The sequence below is a fragment of the Acidobacteriota bacterium genome, assembly GCA_038040445.1.
GTDB lineage: Bacteria > Acidobacteriota > Blastocatellia > UBA7656 > UBA7656 > Onstottus_A > Onstottus_A frigus.
Genome location: JBBPIG010000002.1, coordinates 278,267 through 300,956 on the forward strand (window position 1 = coordinate 278,267; position 22,690 = coordinate 300,956).

15 protein-coding genes and 3 pseudogenes are annotated in these 22,690 nt (G+C 56.0%); 9 read left to right on the forward strand and 9 right to left on the reverse strand.

Going from position 1 to position 22,690, the window contains the following annotated elements; genetic code table 11:
- Positions 1–122: 122 nt before the first annotated feature.
- The gene (locus tag AABO57_03355) at positions 123–500 is read left to right on the forward strand and encodes a winged helix-turn-helix domain-containing protein (protein MEK6284758.1); all 378 of its coding nucleotides are present in this window, start codon (positions 123–125) and stop codon (positions 498–500) included.
- A 491-nt stretch (positions 501–991) separates the two neighbouring features.
- On the opposite strand, the pseudogene AABO57_03360 reads toward AABO57_03355, so the two are convergent.
- From AABO57_03360 to AABO57_03370, 3 genes and pseudogenes are all read right to left on the reverse strand, one after another.
- Positions 992–1,123, reverse strand: a pseudogene (locus AABO57_03360) (inorganic phosphate transporter).
- An 18-nt stretch (positions 1,124–1,141) separates the two neighbouring features.
- The gene (locus AABO57_03365) at positions 1,142–2,857 is read right to left on the reverse strand and encodes an aldehyde dehydrogenase family protein (protein MEK6284759.1); all 1,716 of its coding nucleotides are present in this window, start codon (positions 2,855–2,857) and stop codon (positions 1,142–1,144) included.
- Positions 2,858–3,065: 208 nt separating this feature from the next.
- A pseudogene (locus tag AABO57_03370) lies at positions 3,066–3,329 on the reverse strand (BMC domain-containing protein).
- A gap of 368 nt (positions 3,330–3,697) precedes the next feature.
- On the opposite strand from AABO57_03370, the gene AABO57_03375 reads away from it, so the two are divergent.
- Entirely contained in the window at positions 3,698–4,636 is a 939-nt protein-coding gene (locus tag AABO57_03375) for a helix-turn-helix domain-containing protein (protein ID MEK6284760.1), read from the forward strand.
- Between the two features lie 86 nt (positions 4,637–4,722).
- Here the strand turns inward: AABO57_03375 and AABO57_03380 are convergent, their stop codons facing one another.
- A complete protein-coding gene (locus AABO57_03380; GenBank protein ID MEK6284761.1) occupies positions 4,723–5,667 on the reverse strand; it encodes a hypothetical protein in 945 nt (314 codons plus the stop codon).
- 922 nt (positions 5,668–6,589) lie between these two features.
- Complete coding sequence (glyA, locus tag AABO57_03385) at positions 6,590–7,942, reverse strand: serine hydroxymethyltransferase (protein MEK6284762.1); 1,353 nt, start codon at positions 7,940–7,942, stop codon at positions 6,590–6,592.
- A 764-nt stretch (positions 7,943–8,706) separates the two neighbouring features.
- Here glyA and AABO57_03390 point away from each other — a divergent pair.
- The 5 genes from AABO57_03390 (at position 8,707) to AABO57_03410 (ending at position 16,406) form a co-directional block, all read left to right on the forward strand.
- Entirely contained in the window at positions 8,707–9,648 is a 942-nt protein-coding gene (locus AABO57_03390) for a hypothetical protein (protein ID MEK6284763.1), read from the forward strand.
- A 65-nt stretch (positions 9,649–9,713) separates the two neighbouring features.
- Positions 9,714–11,750 (forward strand): ATP-dependent DNA helicase, encoded by a 2,037-nt coding sequence (locus AABO57_03395; GenBank protein ID MEK6284764.1) that lies wholly within the window; start codon positions 9,714–9,716, stop codon positions 11,748–11,750.
- Positions 11,751–11,917: 167 nt separating this feature from the next.
- Positions 11,918–12,400: a tetratricopeptide repeat protein gene (locus AABO57_03400; protein ID MEK6284765.1), complete on the forward strand. Its 483-nt coding sequence runs from the start codon at positions 11,918–11,920 to the stop codon at positions 12,398–12,400.
- Positions 12,401–12,984: 584 nt separating this feature from the next.
- On the forward strand, positions 12,985–15,060 hold the full coding sequence (locus tag AABO57_03405; protein MEK6284766.1) for a S8 family serine peptidase: 2,076 nt from the start codon (positions 12,985–12,987) through the stop codon (positions 15,058–15,060).
- Positions 15,057–16,406, forward strand: coding sequence for an MBL fold metallo-hydrolase (locus AABO57_03410; protein MEK6284767.1), 1,350 nt, complete (start codon positions 15,057–15,059; stop codon positions 16,404–16,406). The genes AABO57_03405 and AABO57_03410 overlap by 4 nt, the downstream gene beginning before the upstream one ends.
- Before the next feature lie 504 nt (positions 16,407–16,910).
- On the opposite strand, the pseudogene AABO57_03415 reads toward AABO57_03410, so the two are convergent.
- Positions 16,911–17,216, reverse strand: a pseudogene (locus tag AABO57_03415) (DUF3857 domain-containing protein).
- Between AABO57_03415 and AABO57_03420 the strand changes: the two are divergent.
- Positions 17,137–17,517 (forward strand): hypothetical protein, encoded by a 381-nt coding sequence (locus AABO57_03420; protein MEK6284768.1) that lies wholly within the window; start codon positions 17,137–17,139, stop codon positions 17,515–17,517. The pseudogene AABO57_03415 and the gene AABO57_03420 sit on opposite strands and share 80 nt — an antisense overlap.
- Positions 17,518–17,891: 374 nt before the next feature.
- A complete protein-coding gene (locus AABO57_03425) occupies positions 17,892–18,050 on the forward strand; it encodes a hypothetical protein (GenBank protein MEK6284769.1) in 159 nt (52 codons plus the stop codon).
- Between the two features lie 38 nt (positions 18,051–18,088).
- Here the strand turns inward: AABO57_03425 and AABO57_03430 are convergent, their stop codons facing one another.
- The 3 genes from AABO57_03430 to AABO57_03440 all read right to left on the reverse strand — a co-directional run bounded on the left by AABO57_03430 (position 18,089) and on the right by AABO57_03440 (position 22,591).
- Positions 18,089–19,615: a pitrilysin family protein gene (locus tag AABO57_03430; protein ID MEK6284770.1), complete on the reverse strand. Its 1,527-nt coding sequence runs from the start codon at positions 19,613–19,615 to the stop codon at positions 18,089–18,091.
- A complete protein-coding gene (locus tag AABO57_03435) occupies positions 19,602–20,909 on the reverse strand; it encodes a pitrilysin family protein (GenBank protein MEK6284771.1) in 1,308 nt (435 codons plus the stop codon). The genes AABO57_03430 and AABO57_03435 overlap by 14 nt, the downstream gene beginning before the upstream one ends.
- Positions 20,910–21,469: 560 nt before the next feature.
- Positions 21,470–22,591 carry a hypothetical protein gene (locus AABO57_03440; protein ID MEK6284772.1) on the reverse strand — a complete coding sequence of 374 codons (1,122 nt, stop codon included), beginning with the start codon at positions 22,589–22,591 and terminating at the stop codon, positions 21,470–21,472.
- Positions 22,592–22,690 lie beyond the last annotated feature (99 nt).

The following is a 22,690-nucleotide window of genomic DNA, read 5'->3' on the forward strand; positions in this document are numbered from 1 at the left end:
GCCGGTCGGGTTCTCTGACTTTGCTTTGTCTGTATGGGATGGCTCACGCCGAGGCTACTTGAGCGTGAGCCATCCCGATTTGCAATTTGAAACAAGCAGGCCGGCCCCGGTTTGGCGAACAAATGGCATCAGAACCAAGATTCTCATTCAGGCAACTCTCACGCGCAAACAACGATCAAGACGCAAACGTCTACGATGATGGCTACCTGCGCGTAGAGTACGACAACTATTACGTCGCCTGCGGCGGAAAGCGGATTTCGCTTCCGCTCAAAGAGTTTCTGATCTTTTCTCGGCTCGCGTGCAACGCCGATCGCATCGTGCCCTCCGAAGAGATATGGCGTTATGCGTGGGGCGACTCGCCATTCAACTCACTGAGCCTTCGTGTACACATTCATCGCCTGCGACGGACGTTTCAGCCGTTCGGTCTTCGGATAGAGAGCATGGTCGGAGTCGGCTATTGCCTCTCAGTCGAATCACGAGGGTTAGACATTCAAGAATAGATTGCCCGCATACTGGAATATCCGCACGAACCGGTCTTGCTATCGTGTACTAAGCGTCGAGAAAAGCGTCGGCATTCTCTGGTCTTAACCGGGAGCCTTCGATCGAACTGAATCGCAGGAAAAAACCGCGCTCGCGCAAGTGCGAGGGTAGCGGGAAGCTGCGGCTGACGATATTCAAGCAACCTCGTACGCGCACAGTGGTCAGGTTTCAGTAGCGAGCGATCTGGGCCGCGGCTCGCCTTTCATCTTCACAATTGAGAGCCCGCTCGAGCACACATTCCCACAACCTCCCCTCTAACCTGCTGGAGTTCTTCGCTTCCATCAGAAGATTCCCGAGATTGACACGCGTAACGTTTGGAGTTTCATACTACACGCAACGGCCACACTTCGGATTGCCGCGGGATTTCCATACTTCAGGAGACGCCTGGCCTTAGGGCCAACATTAAGGCCCGAACAGGCTGGTGGAGGAAGCGAGGCGTCGCTGCTCAGGCAGTCTCCGCCGCGAATCCTCCGGCCGGTTTGAGTTTAGTTATGCGCGCGCCCATCGTGTGAACTGTTCGCCAGCCGCCCGTCAACGTTCCGATCCCCAATAGCCGCGTGGCAGGCCAGCACAACCCCACAACGGAATTGCGGGAGCGCACCTAGGTTCGCGCGAATATGTCTCGCTCTTCGCCAAGCTCGCGCGCGGCCGGTGTGATTATGGTCTTGCCGTTGATGTAGATCTTCTCGTGCGCCGCCATTGCGAGCTTCACATCCTCCTCACAGACGAAATCGTAGACTCGTCCGTTGCTCGCTCGATTCGTTGACGCCGGCGGCGCAGCTTGCGATGGCGCCTGTTGGTGCGGTCTCTCAAACGAAGTGCCGGCAGGGCTAGGAAGCTGCGACAGCGGTTGCGCGGGTGGCTGAACACGGCGTTCGGCCAGGAACCGATCTACAAGCGCGGCAATTTCGGCGCGATCGACCGTCGCCGCCGGCCGCGCTACTGGCCGCGCCGGCGCGGCTGCGTGATTGATCGGCTTCGTCTCGAACGCGATGCGTTTTATGTCTAGGAGATGGCGCGGCGAGATGTTGTCCGAGGTAACGTTCCCTCCCCACGATCCGCACCCAAGCGTCATCGACGGCTCGAGGTCGGTTGTGAAGCCAATCGCTCCGTGCGTCGAAGGGCTGTTGACCACAACTCGCGACGCGGGCATGCGAATACCGTATTCGCGAGCGGCATCGCGGCTCTCGGTGTGGATCGAAGCGGTGTGACCCATGCCTCCGTATCTGAGTATCTGAGCGCATCGTTCGCAGCCCTGTTCGAAACTATCAACCACGTAGTAAGCAAGTATCGGCGAGAGCTTCTCCATCGACAGCGGATGATCGCGCCCCACGCCGGAAAGCTCGCAGATCAGCACGCGAGTTCCGTCGGGTATCGTGAGCCCGGCCATCTCAGCAATAACCTTCGGGCTCTTGCCGACAATCTTCGGATTGAGTGTGTTAGTGGCCGTCGCGACGACCCGCGTCAATGCGTCCTGTTGTTCCTTGCCCAGGAAGTAAGCGCCCTCGGCAAGCAGCCGCTCTCGCACGTGCGAGTCGACTGCCCGCTCGACGACGATCGCTTGCTCTGACGAGCAGATGGTCCCGTTGTCGAAACACTTGCCGGTAAGAATATCGCGCACAGCTTTCGAGACATTGGCTGAGCGCTCGATCATCGCCGGGACGTTGCCCGGCCCGACGCCGAAGGCAGGCTTGCCGGAAGAGTACGCCGCGCGCACCAGGCCTATTCCGCCCGTTGCAAGTATCACCGCGGTTCGCTTGTGCTTCATCAGCTCCTGTGTGCCTTCGATCGTCGCTACGGTCATGCATCCGATCGCGCCTGCGGGCAAGCCGGCTGCTTCCCCCGCTTCGCGCATCACCCGCGCTGTCTCGTTGATGCAGTTGGTAGCCGACGGATGCGGGCTCAACACCACTGCGTCGCGAGCCTTGATGGCGATCAGGATTTTGAAGATGGCAGTGGAGGTCGGATTGGTCGAAGGAATTATCGCGGCTACCACGCCCCGCGGTGAAGCGACTTCGATTATGCTGTCGGTCTGGCGAACGACGCCGACGGTACGCATCGGCTTGATAAAGTTATAAACCTGTTCGGCTGAGAATCGATTCTTGCTGGCCTTATCTGCCGCTGAACCGTAGCCAGTTTCCAGGTGGGCCATCTCGCCGAGGCGGTAGGCGTCTTCCAGTGCTACGCGGGCCATCGCGCCCACGATCTCGTCAACTTTCTCTTGTGCGAACGCGCCTAGTGTCTTTTGTGCTTCGTGCGCTCGTTCGACAAGCTCTCGCGCCTGCTCGATGGATTTCAGGTCCTTGTCGCTGCTCATGACAACTGCTCAATCAAAGAGTCCGTAGTCCGTCCGTAAGTGTGCAGCCGGCAAATTGCTACGGACTACGGATTTCCTATTTAGCTCGCTCTTTCGAAGGGGTAGGAGAAGACAGCGAGCGCTTGCCGTCCTCTTGCGCGCCAGCCGTCAACTGGCCGCGGGCTTCTCCGCCGAGTTGCGCACCAGGGTTGACGATCCCACTCGATTCCAACACTTGCTCGAGCTCCTTATGGGGACGCGGTATTACATGAACGCTGACCAACTCGCCGACGCGACGGGCCGCAGCCGCTCCCGCGTCGGTCGCCGCCTTTACAGCGCCGACGTCGCCGCGAACCAACACGGTCACGTAGCCGGCCCCGATGTACTCGCGGCCAACAAGTACGACGTTGGCGGCTTTGACCATTGCGTCAGCGGCCTCCACTGCTCCCACGAATCCTTTGGTCTCGATCATTCCTAGTGCTTCGGTATTCATAGATAAGAATCCTCCGAGAATTGCGGCTTTAAATGAGCTTGGGCGCGAGCTTTGGCGAGAGTGCTCACGGAGAGACTGAAACTAACAAAACGTGCACAGTGCGTCAAGCACACCCGAAGTAGCTCGGACTCTAGTCTGTGTTGTCCTTGCTGCGCAGAGCGTCAAGCACACCCGAAGTAGCACGGACTTTAGTCTGTGTTGTCTTTGCTAGTCCCGTCAATAGCATCGCCAACAGACTGAATTCTAGGCTACTTCTAGATAACCATCACAGCGCGATTGCTTGACAGCCTTAACTCCTTGTCTTAAGATGACGATCTACAAATCCCCTTCAAGTTGATGGCAGGAGCTAGAGAGGTCGCTCGGCTAATATGCCGACACTGGGCGAAGAACTGAGACACAAGCGGGAACAGCGCGGTATCACGCTTGCTGAAATAGCGGAAGCGACCCGGATCGGCACGCGCTTTCTGAAAGCCATCGAGACGGACAATTTCTCCATCCTTCCAGGCGGAATCTTCACCCGCTCCTTCATCCGAGCATATGCCAAACACGTCGGCATGAACGAAGACGAAGCGATAGGATTGTATCTCGAACAGGTCGCGGGCCCGACCATTGAGCAACAACAACCAGCAGATCAACCCAACATTCAGACCCCGCCGGCGGAGAAGATAACCAAGCTGGCGCCCACTTCATCCGGTATCGCCAGACCGGCAGCGCCCGTTGCCGCGAGTTCACGCCGCTTCGAGCCGGTCACCTTTCGTCAGTCGCCTGCCCGCACAAGCTGGCCGACGATCGTGATCGGCGCGGGAATTGTGATTTTCATCGTGATCATTGTGATCGCTCTGGTTAAGCAGCTCAATCAAGGGGGAGGTGAAACCGAATCGCAAGCCACTTCTTCTGAGCAAAAGAATGCGCCTTCGAAGCAAGCTCCTCAAACGGGGAAACAGCCGGCGGCTCAACCCGGCTCGCGCTCGTCCGGTGAGCCTGCTTCCCCGCCGCCCGCGGAAACGTCTTCGCCTCCGGCATCGGCGCCGGCTGGCGAGCCGCTCCTCGTCAAGATCGAAGCAGCTACCGGCGATAGTTGGGTCAAATACCAGGTCGATGACGCCAAGCCGACTACTCTGGTATTGAAACGGGGCCAGTCCCAAGACCTTCCTCCGGCCCAAAGCCAGGTCACGCTGAACTACGGCGACCGGACTACGCTCAAGCTAAAGATCAACAACCGCGATGCCAACTTCCCTGCCGACACCCCAAAATTCGCTTCGCAGGTGGTCATCTCCAGGAACAATTTCCGAACGTTCTTTCAATAGAACGCGCCGCGAGATCCTACCGTCCCGAAGAATCTTCAGTGTCTCAAAACACCCGCCTCTATTATGGACGAAAGTGGAGATTCTTTTCAGTGTCGGAGTTTTTCTACCCAGCTCTTAACTAACTGAGGGATCGAATCAGCGGCGGCAGAATCAAAAGCGCGACCGCCCTCAGCGAAATGTGGCGCGTAAATACCATATATGTTTGACCAATCTCTCAGGCTATCAGCCGATCCACCCTCCACCAAGAGAAGGACAGGTTTGCTTTGCCCGTGGAAGAATCCAGCTTCATATGGAAGATTCTTACCCAGCACGTCGGACCCACTTAGACCTACGACAAGAACGATAGCAGCGTCGGCGATCCACATTTTCGCTGAGACTTCATTAAAAATCAGGACCGGGGCCTCTGGCTCTCGTTCGGGGGACGCCTCCAGCGCCATGCATCCGTTAGCAACCAGGTTGTCGCGAACGCTGCGCGCAATTTGCTCGGCACGAGAGTCGCTAGTAAACCGACGGGAGACAAAGATTGGGATCTGGCCGTCCGGTACGCGTTTCTGTTCATGCCGCACCTGGTAGAGAATGTTCTTCGGAACATGGGCAACGACTGCATCGGGAGTACGAGGGTAAACCGAATCAACGCCAGCTATTCCATCGTTCATGTTCACTTTTATCAAATACTCTGGCGGAAGGTCGAGAAGGTCAGTTTCTACTCCTTCAAAAATACCATCACTGTTGCTCCCACCCTTCGGCTCACAGACGGCAACTAGGACAGCGTTACCCGCTGATGCTCCGCCGCGCCTTAAGAGCGTGGATAGTATGTTGAGATTACGGTCAACCAGAATTTGAGTTAGCACCTTCAAAGCTCCAGGCCGGTCGGAATGCTCGATAGATACGGTTTTCGCTCCCTTATAAGGAAATACGAAGCGGAGAAGGCGCTCATCCGTATCGGCTGAAACGACAGCTTTGGTCAAATCAATATTGTTGCTTAGACTCCCATAACGTCGGGCAATCTCTCTCTTCCAGCGGGTGCGCATCAGCCACCCGTGTTCAACCTCGCCTTTATCGGTCCACCTGACATGTCGCTGTGGAAAGTGCTCGATACGAACCCTTTCAAAACCCCGATCTGTGAGTGTCCGCCTTAAGGATTGCGATCGGACCGGGAAAGCTCTTCTGCCCTGCATAGGCTCACATATCAAGGTAATATCATGGAGCGCTCCTCCTTCCATTGTTATTGACTCGGCAAGCGCGATATTGAGATTGCTAACTACATCGACGGCACCAGCGACGACGCCGGGCTGATCCCGGCGACGACACTCAACGCGTATCATCCGATGACGCTGGAAAGGGTCGAGCACTGACACGATGAGATCACCAACCGGGCGTTCCCTTCCTTCAATTAACGATATGTAACATCGCGTATAGGATTGGAAGCCCAGAGGCGCGCGATGCCACCAAGGCAGAGGTAAGTCAGTTCGATCCCGTGGCAGGCTTATTAGATCACCCAGAACTTGCATCTTGAACCTGTAAGTTAAGGGGCCAGCCAACAAATTGTTGCTATTAGATCTGACTTCTGAACTATGGTGGCTCCTTCGAAGGCACTCGATACTACTATTTTGTCAAAAGGATGTCCACTACATAAGCACATTGAACTGAGGCTCCCGTTATACCAAGAGCAAGCATAGACTTCAGCCTATCCGAGATACTCCAGCCATCGACGTATTAAACTGACGTATTCAACCAATGTTATTACTTAATCGGATTGCGAAGCCGCGTTAGCAGCGCCTACCAATCATGATCGGGGTTTGCGACATGACAACTACGTCACAAGTGGCAAGGAATGCGGTAGCGAGAGAGCCTGGAGGCTTAACACCGAAGGACGAAAACTTCATCAGTTAGCCCTCTCCGCAAGTTGTGGTCGTTGCGAGTCGCAGGAGAATGATTGCACCGTTTTTGATTTTACCGAACCTTTTCAAGTCGCCTTAGCGGCTTGCTCGCTACCGCACCTCGATCGCATACACCAGGAACTGCAAATCGCTGGCATAACTCAGCTACATCGGCAGCAACCATTTTGTGAATGGAAGGTCGATCGAGACTATTGCACACTCGGTCAATCAATCCCGCAATAACGGCCATTTCCGGCTCTTTCATGCCCATCGACGTTACTGCCGGTGTGCCTATTCGAACACCACTAGTAACTGATGGCTTACGGGGATCGCCTGGCACCATATTGAAATTGGTGATGATCCCTGCCTGAGCGAGGGCTACCGCGAGATCTTTGCCTGAAAAGGGCCGATCCCGGAAATCCATGATCAGCATATGATTGTCTGTTCCACCACTCACTAACTGATAGCCGAGGTTGATTAACTCAACACCTAGTGCGTTCGCATTGCGAACGACCTGCTCGCCATAGTCCCGAAACTCCCTAGTCGTAGCTTCCTCAAGGGCCACGGCAAGAGCCGCAATAGTATTCATATGTGGGCCACCCTGAAGATGCGGAAAGACGGCCCTATCGATTCGCTTTGCGAGATTGAATTTTGAATCCGCGTGGTATTGCTCCTGATAACGATCCTCAAGGCGGCTTAGTATGAATCCGCCACGAGGACCTCGCATAGTCTTGTGAGCCGTGCTTGTAACCACATCACAAACAGGCACTGGATTTGGATGGGCACCAGCGACTATTAGCCCGCTTACGTGTGCGATATCAGCAACCAAATATGCGCTTACCTCACGCGCGATCTCGGCGGCGCGCTCATAGTCGAAGACGCGAGGATAAGCAGTGCCGCCAACCCAGATTAGCTTCGGCCGCTCACGGAGCGCCGTATCGCGCAGCACGTCGTAGTCAATCATCCCGGTACGGTGATCAACTCCGTATGGGATACGCTGGTAGTCCGTTCCGGAGAAATTGACACCCCACCCGTGCGTTAGATGGCCGCCTTCCGGGACCGACATCCCCATCACCTTGTCTTCCCGCTTGAGAAGCGCGCGATATACTGCTTGATTCGCAGGCGAGCCGGAATAAGGCTGCACATTTGCGTGCTCCGCACCGAAAAGGTCCTTAAGCCGAGTCTTAGCGAGTTCTTCCAACTCGTCTACAATGTCGTTCCCTTCGTAGTAGCGCGCTCCCGGATAACCCTCAGAGTATTTATTGGTAAAGATTGATCCGGTCGCCTCAAGAACTGCTAGGGAAGCAAAGTTTTCGGAGGCAATTAGCTTGAGAGTTGTTAGCTCCTGTCTTTCCTGTCTCATCAACAATTCATAGACTGCAGGATCGACCTGTTTCAGGTGAGCCAGTGGACGACCGTTCGCCATGCCTACTATTCTCTTCGTTTTTGTCGCGGTGTCAATCATAAAACAGCCTCCTAGCTAGGATACCCTGCTGCCGCCAAATAATCCTCTAGAGACATTTAGCCGTCAACTCCGCAGCGGAAAAACCACAACGGGAACTCTGTCACACGCTGCATTGCGGTTTCCGTCATCTCTTTGGATGTCGCAGACTAGCACTTGCAAAGACTGCTGACAAGGGCCAACTTTTGGGGGCTTCAAGGCAATGCACTGTTCTGAGACCCGCTGCTTACGCGAAGTGTTCCACGACCACCGCGGTTCAGACACGAGTCCACAGCGCGGCTGTTACATCTCTAATATCAAGCGATCCCAACCAATCCTCGTGCGCACCACTCCCTTGCCGTCTCGAAAACACTCAGCACGCTGAATTCCAGCCTACACCGTTTCGAGGCGCGCTCGCCGTGATCGCTGTCACCCATAAATGTGATCGCTGACACGTTTTCTCGCGAGCAAATGCCCTTCGCACTTTTCTTGAGTTCCAAGGGGTTGGATTCAAAGCAAACTTCTGGCATGGTTAAAAAGAGAGCGCGCGCTGGACTAGACACCGTCACCATTGCTTTTGCAAACCCTCAAGCAGTGTTGGAGCAAACATTGATCGTCCGCAATCACCCGGAAACTCTTCGCGCCGGTCTTTTGTTTACGGGATACGGTCAGTGTGACGCCGAGCGTGTCCGCGAATTGTTGGAGGATCCTGTGACACTTAACTGACTTTGATGACAAGGAGCACTAGAATGGACTCAAGCAAAACTACGCCAGGACACACTACCAACGGCGAGGAGTGCTTTGTGGTTATGCCGGTACGTGATCCTGACGGCTACGCACCGGGACATTTTAAGCATGTGTTCGATGATATATTCGCACCCGCTTGTGACAAGGCTGGGTTTCGACCGATTCGCGCAGACCAGGTTCGAGCGACAAATCTCATACACCTGGACATTTTGCAAAAGCTAATCGAATCACCAATGGCGTTATGTGACTTAAGCAGTCGGAATCCAAACGTACTCTTCGAGTTGGGGCTCCGACAGGCTTTTGACCAACCAGTAGTCCTGGTTCGGGAAATTGGCACAGATGACATTTTTGATATCGGTCCGCTTCGATATACCGAGTATCACAAAGAGCGTATTTACCATGAGGTACTTGAAGATCGGGAGAAGATCGCAATTGCGATAGGCGCCACGCGCGAAGCATTCGAGAGTGGGCAAGGAGTCAACTCAATCATCAGATTACTGTCGCTCAGTCAACCCGCGAGCTTGGCCGATTTGCAAGAAGCTGACAGGGATCCCCTTCTCCAAATAATACGCGCTGAAATGAGTGAATTGAGATCTGAGTTTAAGGCTGCCTTGAGAATATCTGATGCTTCGCAGCTTGCGTGGGTCGCACGCTCGCTTCGAATCAACGAGGCAGTTGAGGAGATTGCTCGTCGCCAATTGGATAAACTTCAACAGGACTTATCAATTTCAGCGTCACTCGATTCTGAACCCGGGCCTTGGGCAGAGAGGAGAAGGAAGAAATGGGAATTGATTAAAGACGGGATAGGACTTTTAACGACCATGAGGCGAGCCGTAGGAGAAGAGTCAGACCTACTTTCGTCAATCAGCGCTTTAGCGAAGCGTTACAACGATGCCGAAACAGAGTACCTTGATGAAGAGATTGAAAACATAAACCCGAGTTGAGCCACTGAGCAATCTTACCTCACCAGGTTGCATTCGGTTATACTGCAGGGCCTACGATTTGGCTAATGGAAGAAGTATTCGGCCCGGGCGGATTAATCGCCCAACATCATCCCAACTACGAATACCGGCCCGGCCAGGTCGAGATGGCCGAGGCTGTCAACAATATCCTTAAGGACGGCGGCCTCGCCTTGATCGAAGCCGGAACCGGAACCGGCAAAACGCTCGCGTATCTGATACCCGCCATCGCAGCCGGACGCCGTGTGCTTGTGTCAACCGCGACAAAGAACCTCCAAGAGCAACTGCATAAAAAAGACGTTCCCTTTCTTCAACAGATCATCCCGCGTGAGTTCAAAGTCACTTGCATGAAGGGCCGCTCGAATTACGTTTGCCTTCATCGGATGAAGAAGGCCGCCGGCACGCCGATGTTACAAGGACTCGAAGAGATCGATTACTTCGATCAGATTCGGAAATGGGCGGCCGAGAGCAAAACCGGCGACCGTGCCGAGCTAACCGACCTCCCCGAAGACCTTTCATTCTGGCCCCAGATCGACGCGCGAGCCGATACGTGTCTCGGCCAGAAGTGTCCGGACTTTGACGCGTGCTTCATAACGCGAATGCGGCGCGAGGCGATGGAGGCCGACGTGGTGATCGTCAATCATCATCTCTTCTTCGCCGATCTCGCGCTGCGCGGCGGAGACTACGGCTCGGTGCTGCCCGACTACAATACGGTTATCTTCGACGAGGCGCACGAGCTTGAAGACGTTGCCGCTTCTTACTTCGGCACAAGCGTTTCGAACTACCGCGTGAATGACCTCGTCCAAGATGCAAACAAACTCGCGATCAAAGAGCCCGAACAGCAAGGAGAGTTGCTAAAGGCGCTGGCGAGATTGACTCAGCGATCGGATATGTTCTGGCTATCGTTTCGCGGAGGCAGCCTCGACGACGATTCGCCGGAAGGCGGCGGCAATGCTTCGCCATCCAGTGGCCGGTGGCAATCGAACAGAAACACATACCGGCCCCGCGGCTCTTCACTGGATGGACGCTATCCGCTGAGCAGCTCGCGGTTCGCTCGAGTCGATCGCGAAGACAACCTTACACCGACCGCGACCGGTGAAGCTTACATCGCGCTCAGTAATGCCATCGATCGTCTGACAACCATGCTCGGCGTCGTGAAGGACCCGCCGGCGGAACTCGACAACATCGTTCGGCGAGCACAGAGCCTGAAGTTCGATCTTGAGTTCGTCGTGAGCTGCGATCAGCCGGATTTCGTCTACTGGTGCGAAAAACGCGGCCGAGGCGTGTTCATCAATGCGACGCCGATCGACGTGTCCGGCATACTGGAAGAAAACCTCTTCGCCAAGTTGCAAACGGCCGTGCTGACTTCGGCAACGATGACCGCCGGTGCAGCCTTTGATTTCATCCGCGGCCGGCTCGGCATTCGACAAGCTCGTGAGTTGATCGTCGAATCTCATTTCGATTTTAAGAAGCAGGCAGTGCTTTATCTTCCCCGCGGCATGCCCGACCCGCGAAGCCGTGACTTCCTGGACGCGTCGGTGGACGAAATCGTTCGGATTCTGGAAGCGACTCGAGGGCGCGCGTTTGTGCTGTTCACGAGCCTGGCTTCGATGCGCGAGACGCACGAGCGAGTGCGCGACTTGATCGACTATCCAACTTTCATTCAAGGCCAGGGTTCAAAGACAGGTCTGCTCGATCGCTTTCGAAAGACTGAAGGGGCGGTGTTGTTTGCGACCTCTTCGTTCTGGCAAGGCGTTGACGTTCAGGGCGAAGCGCTCTCCTGCGTGATCATCTCGAAGCTGCCGTTCGCGGTCCCCAGTGATCCGGTCGTCGCCGCTCGCCAGAAATACATCGACGATCAAGGCGGCAATTCGTTTTATCAATACTCGGTGCCTCAAGCAGCGATCACCTTGAAGCAAGGTTTGGGCAGACTGATTCGTTCAACTAGCGACAAAGGTGTCCTTTCGATATTGGACCCGCGAGTGAAGACGAAGTCCTACGGAAGGGTTTTTCTCCAAAGCATTCCTCAATGCCGCGTGACTTCAAGCATCGAGGAAGCAGCGGCGATCTTCACGGATCATACCTAGAGGAGCGTGTAACAGACATTTCGCAGTGAAGACGTGTATCCGCGCAAATCCGCCGGATCAGTGTCATCCGTGGTCTATGCGGCACTAGCAAACCGATTCTTCCGAACGGATAGACCACCGATGAAACGGATTCGACGGATTTGCGCGGATCTCTTATCGGTCACCAGTTGAAGACGGACTACGCCGCCGCCATCACCGCCTACCGGGAGGCGTTCGAGCTGTGGCGCACCTTGTCGGTCGAGAGCGTGGACGTGGCCACCGCCCTGAACGACCTCGCGGGTGCCGAGCAACTCTGCCGCGATCTTGAGGCGGCGGAGCGAGATTATCGCGAGGCGCTACGAGTCGCCCGCGCGGTCGGTTACGTCGAGGGAGTGGCCGACTTCACTGGCAGTCTGGCTGCGCTGGCGCTGGATCGGGAAGACTGGACGGGGGCCGAGACCTTGGCCCGCGAGGCACTGCCCTTGTCCGAAAAGTTGGGCCGCCAGGAACTGATTGCCCTCGACAGTAGACGCCTCGCCCAAGCGCTGGTGCGGCAGGGCAAGCCCGCCGAAGCCCTTCCCCACGCCCAGCGGGCGGTGGCAATCTTCACGCGGCTCGGCTCGCCCGAGCTCGAAGACGCCCGCGAGATCCTGCAAGAGTGCCAGTCTTGACCGTCCGAAGAAAATCAGGAGTTGGAACCCTGTCGCAGGGGCCGGAATCGGGTCAGCAACGCTACGCGAGCGCTACGATTGCAGTTTAGAACCGGCTTCGGGAAGCGAGGCATTGAAGGCGTTTTGGACTCTGCGGCCCTGCCTACCTCTTGACGAGCACCACTGGCGATTGTTCCGCCGCAGACACAGACTAAAAAAGTCTGTGCTACAAAGGACCGGCACGAGAACCCGGCCTCCCAACAACGATCGATGAAATGATCGAGCAACTGGGCTACATCATATCGAGAGAGAGAGTAACAACGTTGCACGGGTAATTCACTTTCTTGGGAGCACGAACAGTTTCAACGACGCCCCAAGTTGCCCCTCGAATGCTGTTCGCGCGCTCAACGTGCTTTGAAGAGTTTCGCAAGGAAATTCCATTGCAACCCGGCGCAAGGGATGATAGGTTATGCACCGCTACGCCAAATTTCAGCCTGTTAAGTATCCTCGGCAGGCTCTAACGTGAGTTTAATCGTCTGTTAGCACCTCCTTCTGCTGAAGCAGATTTCGGCTCGAACGATGGTTTAATTGCTAAAGGAGACACGATGGCAATAAAGAAGCAGCCACTTGTTTTGGGTGACCAAAGTCGCAAGTGTCAACCGCGTCTTCGGATGATCGCCAACGGGAGCGATAAGGTTAACACGGTAAGAGCCGAGCAATGTTCGTCGCTCTCGGTAACGAACTCCAAGCTTCTCAAAGAGATTCCCCTCCTGCGCGGCGAGGATGCGGTCCCATTGAAAAGGATCGAGCTTCCAAAAAGCGTCATGCCCAAGACACAAAAGCAGGTGCCCGCGGATATTCTCGCCAATGTCTTCATCGAAACACTCGATGCCACGGCGCCGCAGAAACGAAAGTTTCCCGGAGAGCGGGCGCGGAAATCGAATCTGGTGACCGCTCAGGTTCCTCTCAACAAGATCAAGGAGATTGCCGCCAGGGACAACGTTACTTACATAGAGCTGGGCGAACGGCTCGCCGCACCCACGCCAACAGTCTCCGCCAAATCAGTCGCGGCGCCCTCCCAATCCCTGCGCCGATTCGGCACCGCACAGCAAAGGAAGAACGCTGAGAATGTGCTGATAGGAATCATAGACGTGCAGGGCTTCGACTTCTCACATCCCGATTTTCTTGATGCCGGCGGGCAGACCAGGTTCGTACGGATCTGGGATCAAGGAGGCTCGACCCGCCCGCACCCAAAAGGCGTCAAGCAATTCGCTTACGGATCGGAATTTCGTCGAGAGCATCTGAATGCCGCGATTGCGGCCGCGCCCAAACTCAAGCTTCCTCCTTTTGAGTTAGAACCGCAGTCACAGATGGCGGTTGGCTCGCACGGCACACACGTGGCTAGCATTGCTGCCGGCAATCGCGGCGTCTGCCCTGAGGCTATGATCGCCGGTGTGGTCATATCGCTTCCGGCGGCAGATCAGGACCGGCGTAAATCCTTTTACGATTCGACGCGCATTGCCGACGCCGTTGATTATCTCGTCAACCTCACGGCCGAGTTCTCCGCCAAACGGAAGGAGCCTGTGCGCCTGTCGGTCAACATCAGTCTGGGCACCAATGGACACGCGCACGATGGTTCGAGTGCGATCTCGCGCTGGATTGACGCCGCGATGTCCCTTCCGGGTCGCTGTGTTTGTGTTGCCGCGGGCAACGCCGGACAAGAAGTCGCCGCCTTTGAAGGCGACAGCGGATTCGTCATGGGCCGTATCCACACCAGTGGCGGCGTCCCCGCACGCGATCTGGTGAAAGACATCGAGTGGCTAGTGGTGGGCAACGGGATCGCGGATGTTTCCGAGAACGAGCTGGAGATTTGGTACAGCCCGCAGGACCGCTTCGCTGTGATGGTTCGTCCGCCCAATTCGACGCAATGGATCGGCCCGGTTGAGCCCCGCCAGTTTATCGAGAATCGGCAACTCAAGGACGGGAGTTTTCTGAGCATCTACAATGAGCTTTACTATCCGGCGAACGGGGCCAACTACATTTCGATCTACCTTTCGCCGCTGCTTTCCGAGAAGGGAATCGTCGGAGTGCAGGCCGGACGCTGGACGGTACGCTTGCTCGGGCGCGAGGTGCGCGACGGCCGCTATCACGCATGGATCGAACGTGACGACCCGCGCCCTCAGGGCCGGTTGGGCGAGCGGGAGATGTGGCGATTCCCCTCCTTCTTTTCCGAAGCGTCGAATGTTGACAACTCATCGGTCAGCTCGCTGGCCTGCGGCAACCGCGTTATCGGTGTGGCCAACCTGGATGACGCGGCCGAGCGCATCCACATCACAAGCAGTCAGGGGCCAACTCGGGACGAGCGAAACAAGCCGGACACGGCGGCTCCAGGCACGAATATCCCCGCAGCCAAGGGTTTCGCCGGGCCTGATGACCTGTGGATCTCGATGACCGGCACCAGCATGGCCAGTCCTTTCGTAGCCGGCGTCGCCGGACTGATGCTGGGCGTTGAGCCGAAACTCACCGCGGCGCAACTCGAAGGCATCATCATCCGCACCGCCCGCCCTCTGCCCGGGGCAAGCTTCAAATGGCTTAATGATTCGGGCTTCGGAAGGATTGATCCCGATGCTTGCCTGGCAGAAGCGGCGATGATCAATCAACGGGAGGACAAAACAAAATGAAGCTGACCGTCTTTCAATCCGACAAGGGGGACTGCCTTCTGCTGACAGGCGCGGACGGGCGACGGATGCTGGTCGACGGCGGAATGCGTGCCTCTTATTCAGAGCACGTCGCGCCCGCGACGGGCAAGCTGCGCGACAACGGCGAGAACATCGACGTCGTTTACGTCTCGCACATCGATCAGGATCACATATCGGGCGTGCTGCAAATGATGGACGACGAAGTTGCCTGGCGCATTCATGATTTCCAGGTGACTAACGACAACCCCAATCATAAGGAGCCCGATTCCCCACGCCCGCCGAAGGTCGCCCAGATTTGGCATAACGCCTTTCACGACCAGATCAAAGACAATGCCGGTGAGATCGAGGAAATGCTGGCGGCTTCGGCGGCTATCCTCTCAGGCGCTGGGAGAGAGTCCGTCAGAGAGCTTGCGTCGGCGCAGGACGAGCTGGTGACAAGCATCGCCGAGGCGATCAAGCTGACCAAGCGCGTCAGCCCGGCTCAACTCGGCATCAAACTGAATGTCCCGGCCAAGGGAAAGCTGATGCTGGTACGCCCCTCAACCACCGCCGCCATCAAACTCGGCGGCATGCGGTTCTCCATCATCGGGCCATTCTCCGCGGACCTGACGAAGCTGAGAGCGGAATGGAACAAGTGGCTGACCGATAATAAACCGCAGCTAAAATCCATACAGGCAGCGGCCAAAAAAGACGAGGCCAGTTTTGGCGCCGCCGAGATCGACGACCTCCTTCTGCCGAAGCTCGCGCAGGCGGAGCAGATGAGCGCGCTCTTGACGCCGGACGACTTGGCAACGGCGTTCAAACTCGGCGAGCGCGAGAATGTTACAACTCCGAATCTCGCCTCGCTGATGTTCTTCGTCGAAGAGAATGGAAAGACGCTGCTTCTGACAGGCGACGGTCACCATTTAGATATCTTGAAGGGTCTCAAACACATCAAGAAGCTGAACGGTTCGGGGGGTATCCACGTTAATGTTCTGAAGGTCCAGCATCACGGCAGCGAGCACAACCTTAATGAAGCCTTCTGTCGAGCCGTCACCGCCGACCACTATGTTTTTTGCGGAAACGGTAAACATGAGAATCCTGACTTGCAAGTGATTGAAGCGATCGCGGATTCGCGCATCAGCACTGGCGCGAAGCTCAGCTCAAACCCTCAAGTGGGCAACCCGTTCAAGTTTTCGGTGAACAGCAGTTCAACCGTAACGAAAAACGCCGAGGCTAAGGCGCACATGAAGAAGGTTGAAAAACTCTTCAGCAACCTCGCCAACAAGAGCAATGGAAAGATGAGCTTTTTCTTTCTCAAAGGTTCGAGCTTCGAGGTTCAGATATGAGACCTGCGCCGGCTCACCAAGCCGCATAGAGGTGTTGGTTTCATCGCACAAAGGGAATCCGTCTATGAGCGCGCCAAAGAGAAGGTCAATATCCTCACCTGTGCCCATTCCGCGCTTCAGCGTGTCAGCGGCATTTTTATTTTCCTTCAACCTCGCGAGGTCATCGCCGGTCAGACCAGACGCATCGTCATTGATGTTCTTGATTTTGGTCCCGCAAAAGTCGAAGAGCCGTTCCAGCTTTTGGTCCGGCGTTGAGGCGTTGGCAATCGTCGCCTGAGCCGCTCGTCTTATGTCGTCATTCACCTTCATCTTTGACGTGTATTCATCGTAAACACTCTTATTGAAATCAACTGACATCGAGTATCGCGACGGCTGGTAAAAGGCGGGCATCCAGGAGCGCACCTGGTCCTCGGGAGGCATGTGAGGCTCATAGTGAAACCCGTGCACGTTGGTCATCGAATCGCTGAAACGTTTGTCCTTCTCCATCACCATCGGCGTGGATGCCATATTAAACGGCTTGGCGCGAAAGCCCAGAAATATCTCGGAGGAGGTCTTCAGGGTATACTTAACGAGTTGAATCGGAATGTCTCTCTGAAAGCTCAGACGCGCGAAGTAGCCCGAGGAATCGTGTCTCACTTCGCGCCAGCGATACTCAATTATCACACCCGGTTCCACAGCCGGCATCGCAAATGTCTTTGCATTTATCTTGACGCGGCGAAGCTTAACAAGCGTGCTGTCGAAGATGGCTTCGTTCTTCAGCTCTACTATCGTGCCGTCGGCTTTGATGGTGCGTCCGGCGATGTCCTCGATTGTTCTTCGAAGAGTAAAGGAGTTCTATTTTGCTGCGCAGTTCTTTGCCGCGCTCTGTGAATATCTTTATGCGGACGTAGTTCGCAAACACGGTCTTGCCGGGGCTGAAGTCCACTTGCACGTCCCAGAATATCGCTTCTGCGTCCGCGTCTGGTTCCACGACCGGCGCTTTCAAGGCGAGATGGGCCGGGTCAACGGGTTTCCAGTCAATGGGTCTCCGGTCATCGCCGGCGAGCGCCGGGACGGCTGCGAGCAGGAAACAAACGAGAGTAAAGAACACGCGTGCACGTACACGATGTGACGTCATCGAGGCTCCTCCTCTTCAATATTCAAGTATGCTAGAACCGATCTCTGACCTGAGCGCGATGTGAAAGGAACAACTGTACCAAAAGGACTCGGGGAGTTGTGATTATATTCATAGCGAGGCTGAGTTGTAAACAAGTAATTGTCGAGAGGAGAGAAACGTCATACTATCGTGCGAAACACAAGCAACCCTGAGAAAAGGACTTAGGAATATGGCAAAGAGGATCAACCCGGGAATGTTCACGAAAGCCAACGTCGAGTTGTTGGGATCAGGTCCATCGGCGCGGACCGAATGACTGTTGGCCATGGAATGGACCCACGGCGCGGGCGACCGTCTCTTGGATATTTGGCGTTCGAGGCTGTGGTTATGTTATGACTCAGCGTTTCGTGTACATCACCGTAAACTCTCTGCCCGAGAGCGAGCACGGCATCAAGGTGCGACCCGCGCCTGACTACACACTGGGCGAGATGTGCTGCAACCCTAAGCACATCGTCGAGCTTAGACGTGGGAGATCAAGGCCGACACACTGAAACGTCGGTCGCGGCTTGGATCGACATCGGGCTGGCCCTTACTTCTGAAACACCTTATCAACGGGGATCACCTCAACCTTCGTCGGATTGAAATTCAGCTTGTAGCTCTCGATGATCTTGTCTTCATCCAGGATTTCTTTCGGAGGCAGTGACGTGTAGCTGATCGGCGAAGGCTTGCCCTCGACCGCCGCTTGCTTGAACGCTTCGGCGTCTTTCGTCACCACCGCGATCTTAACGTTGTCCGCTTGCAGGTGTTTCTTGATCGCTCGATTCGCATCTTCGAGCTTTAGCTTCGCAAGCTGATCGCGCACATAATCGGTGAAGCCGGGTATGCCGTAGTACTTGCTGTCAATCGCGTAGCCCAACTGCGCGTTCTGTGTCTTCGTCAGAGCGTTCACGTTCTTGGTCAGAAACCGCCGCGTCGCCTCGAAGTCCTCTTGTGACATTCCACTTTGCACAAGTTTGTTCAGCTCATACAACGCGGCGCGCAATGAGAACACTCCGTTCTTAGGCTCGACCGGTCGAATCCACACCTGGAAGATCTGCTGGCGCCGGCCGAGGTTCGGGTCAGGCTCGAACTGAAACATCCCGCGAGGAAAGTATTCGATATAAGCATAGTCGCCATAGTTCAGCCCGCGAATCTGTCTGAGCCGCTTATAGAGGTAGCTGTTGCTCGATCGGTGCTGGCCGAAATACGACTGTACCAGTAACAGCGCGGGCCAGTCCGGATCGGACCGCGTGACCGAGATCGGAAAGCCGAATGATATCGCGGTGCCCGGCGTGTCCTTCTGAATGATTTGCATCTCGAGGCCGCTGATTTTCTCAGGTTGAGCCAGCGTGGGCTTCGACGCCGCGCCCGCCGGGAGCTTTGCGGCGACGTCCGATTGAATTTTCTCTTCGAAGCCCTTCGGATAACCGCCCGCCAGCCCGAGAACGAAGTTGTCCCGCCTGTAGTTGTCCCGGTAGAACCTCTTCAAATCGTCGATCGTCAGTTTCTCGAGCGACTCGACCGTCCCGACGTTTTGATGCCCATACGCGTGACCATTGTAAATCGAAACGTACAGCGCTTCCTTGCCGAGCTCCTCATCATTGTTGCCGCGAAGGCTCTCTTTCAAAAAGTTGATCGCGTCGGTGCGAAGGCGAGTGAAGTCATCCGAGCGAAAGCCCGGATCGAGCAACATGCCCGAGATGATTTGATAGTACTTTTGAAGATTGTCGGCATGCGTCGTGCCAACGAAGACCGTCATCTCTTTGTCTACTTGCGAGCCGAAGCCGGTTGCCATCGGGTACATAGCCTCAGAGATTTGTTCGTAGCTCATCGCGCGGCTGCCGCCATCCGAGATCATCGCGGCGGTCAAAGCGGCCACTCCCTCTTTGCCTTTGGGGTCCGACGCCGAACCGGCATTGAACAGCAAACGAAAGCTCACCAGAGGTGAAGAGTTGGGCAGGAGCACTGATGCCATGCTTGAGGAAGCCTTTCCGGCCCGCGCGAGGCCCATACCCGGCGCGGCGACCGCCAGGATCAACGTGACTGCAATCAGCGCCAGCCGGCTACTTGCTCGCATTTTGTTTCTCCTTGTGCGCGAGAACCACCGTCGTGCGCTTCGTCTCGACGAAGTACTTGCGGGCCATCTGCTGAATGTCTTGTGGCGTGATCGAAGCGTACAAATCGTAAAGCTTGTTCAAGGTTTCCGGCGTGCGCTTCAGTGAAATGTACGGAGCAAGGTTGGCGGCTAGCGCTTCGGAGTTATCCAGACTCAGCGCGAAGCCGTACTTCAGATTCGACTTCACCGCGTTCAATTTGTCGGCCGCGACCGGCGTCGTCCTGTACGAGTCAAACGCCTTGATCAGCTCCGCCTTCGTGTACTCGATGTCCTTCGGGTCTTTGACACGAGCCACAACCGTCAATAGGTAAGGATCGCGATGGTCTTCAAAATCGGCGAAGATCGTGTCAACCCTCTGCTCCTTGATGACCAGCTTCTGATAGAGATCCGAGGTCTGCGAGAAACCGAGGCTGCTGATCAGGTCAAGCGCGGGCTTGTCCTTCTGATCATCAGAGTAGGCCGGACCTTTGAACGAGACTGCGACCCACGGCAGCGTTGGCGTGGGCCAGGCAACTTCGGTGGATAGCGGGGCGGTCTGTTCAGCCTCAGTTGGGATCTCCGGTGTGTAGTTGCCGCGCTTCCAGCCGGCCCAATACTTGTTGACCATTTGCAAAACGGCGTCGTGCTTAACGTCACCGGCGACGATGATGGTCACGTATTCGGGCCGATAGTAGCGCTTGAAGAACTCGAGGCTGTAGTCGTACATATTCGGCATGTTCTCGACGTCGCGCAGGAAGCCCATCGTAGTATGCTGATAGGTGTGAGATTTGAAAGCGATCTCGCGAAGCGCCTCGTAGATCTTGCGCACCGGACTGGAAGCGTTCTTGTTATACTCGCCCAGCACCGCTCGGGTTTCGGTCTTGAAGAGATCCACGGGCACCTTCAGATTCTGAAAGCGGTCGGCTTCGAGCATCATTATTTGATCGAGGTCTTCCTTCGAGAATACAGTGTGATAGACAGTGCGGTCGTCGCTGGTGTAGGCATTCGAATCCGCGCCGGCGTTCTTCAGCGCTTCGTTGTATGCGTCAGCCGAGAACTTCTCCGTGCCGCGAAACATCAGATGCTCGAACAAGTGAGCGAAGCCCGACTTGCCAGGTTCGACCTCATTGCGCGAGCCGGTGTTCACGGCTATGTAGAGCGCGACGATGTTCGGGTAATCGGTCGGAATGGTGATGACCCGCAACCCGTTAGGCAGATCGTCGGTGAAGTATTTGTACGGGAAAATCTTGTTCTGAGCTGGCGTGGTCAATGGCATAACGATACTCAAGAGAAGAAGCGATGCTTTGAACAATCTCATTTCAGCTTACCTCGATTGTGGATGATTTGATTATCGTTTGGCGGTGAGGGAGTCCGCAAGGCGGCGACGTAGATCGGAAAACGCCCAGAGATGTGAAGTGGGAAGTCGGCGATCCGACGGGGTCGCAAGCCCGCGTATGCGGGCGATAGCGTGTAGCCCAGGGCAAGTCTGCGCAGCCCTGGGAGCTGGCGAGTGGTGCCCCCGTCCGTCCACCCAAATCGCACAAGCCCGCGTAGCGGGCGACAGCGTGTAGCCCAGGGCAAGTCTGCGCAGCCCTGGGAATCGGCCACGCGGCTATGCGGCAAGCCCGCGTAGCGGGCGACAGCGGTAGAGTCCCTCAAGGAGGACGGGTGGCTTCTACGGCGAGCTACAAACAACGCTCTCCGACCACCGGCTCGCGCGTTGGCGAGTAACATCCGAATCAGCCGCTGAGCTTAGGCTGAACCTTTCTTCGCCGAAGACATCTCAAGGACACGCTCTCGCCCGCGTACGCGGCCTGTGCCCCGTCCGCTGTGCCGCTAGATGCGCGGCTCTGACGGCACGAGCGCGAAATCGGGATTGTTCTTGCGGCGCCAGATGAAACCGTCGAGGACGTAGTGAACCAGTTGAGGAAGCGCGAGCAGAGGCACGAGCACCAGCTTGAATGTTCCTATCTCCCACGGCGAGCCGAAGAGCCAGCTTCGGCCTTGCCACACGCCGCGATCCCAGAACATCTCCTCGATGTAAGCGATCGCCCATAGCGAGACAAGAAACACCGCCGGACCCTTCGCAAAGATCCGATAGACGCCCCGTCCGGCCGTTTGCTTCATGCGCACGCGGCTGTACCAATAGATCAACGCAAAGTAGGGCACTCCGTGAATCACAACGTTCGTGACGGTAAAAGCATAGTCCGAGTTGTAACCGACTATTCCAACATACCAACAGACCGCTGTCGTCACCACGACGATGTCCTTGCCGGGATTCCCTTCCCGTTTCACGAGCCAACCATACAAAGACTTGAACGTGTAGAGACCAAGCGCGAGCCAGTAGATCGGCGCGGCGATTCGCTCGATCATCGAAGGCATCGTCGCGAAGTCGTTAGTCAGAAACCACCAGAACCTCCGCGGCAGATGGGTGTGCCAGTAGATCAGCGGATACAGCGTCGCCGCGTAGATCGCAACCGTGTCGATCCATTTTCCAATAGCATCGCGCTCGCCGGCACGCGCTCGATAAAGCGCAACCCAACCGTACTGCTGCCGGATGAAATGAAAGACCGCCAGGTAAGCGAGAGCTCGCCAGAAGACAAGTTCACCTTCAGAGTACAGCGCCACTCCGATTGCAAGACCGAGCACGGGTACGAGCGAATACAACCACGGCCTCCGCCTGAGTTCATCTGTGTCGAGATAGACTCGAAAGCTGGTCGACCAAACGTGCGCGACATCGATCAACAATACCGCAGGCACCCATGCCCAGTCAGGCGCGTCGCCGTTGAGCACTCCCGCGCGCGCGCCGATCCACAGAGCGAGGAGAGACACCACCGCGCTGCCGAGAAAGACGGTTAGGTCTGTGCGCGCGGAGAACAACCACGGGAAGTGACGCGCCGCCGCGGAAACGCGGACACTCGGTGAATCAACGGCGTTGTTGGTTGCGATTGAGCTCATTGATGTACCTTAGACTGTCCAGTCTGAGGACTCCCAGAACCGCCGGGATAAGAGAACGAATAGTTGCGCGTCAGCGGACCCATCAACTCGGACGCTTGC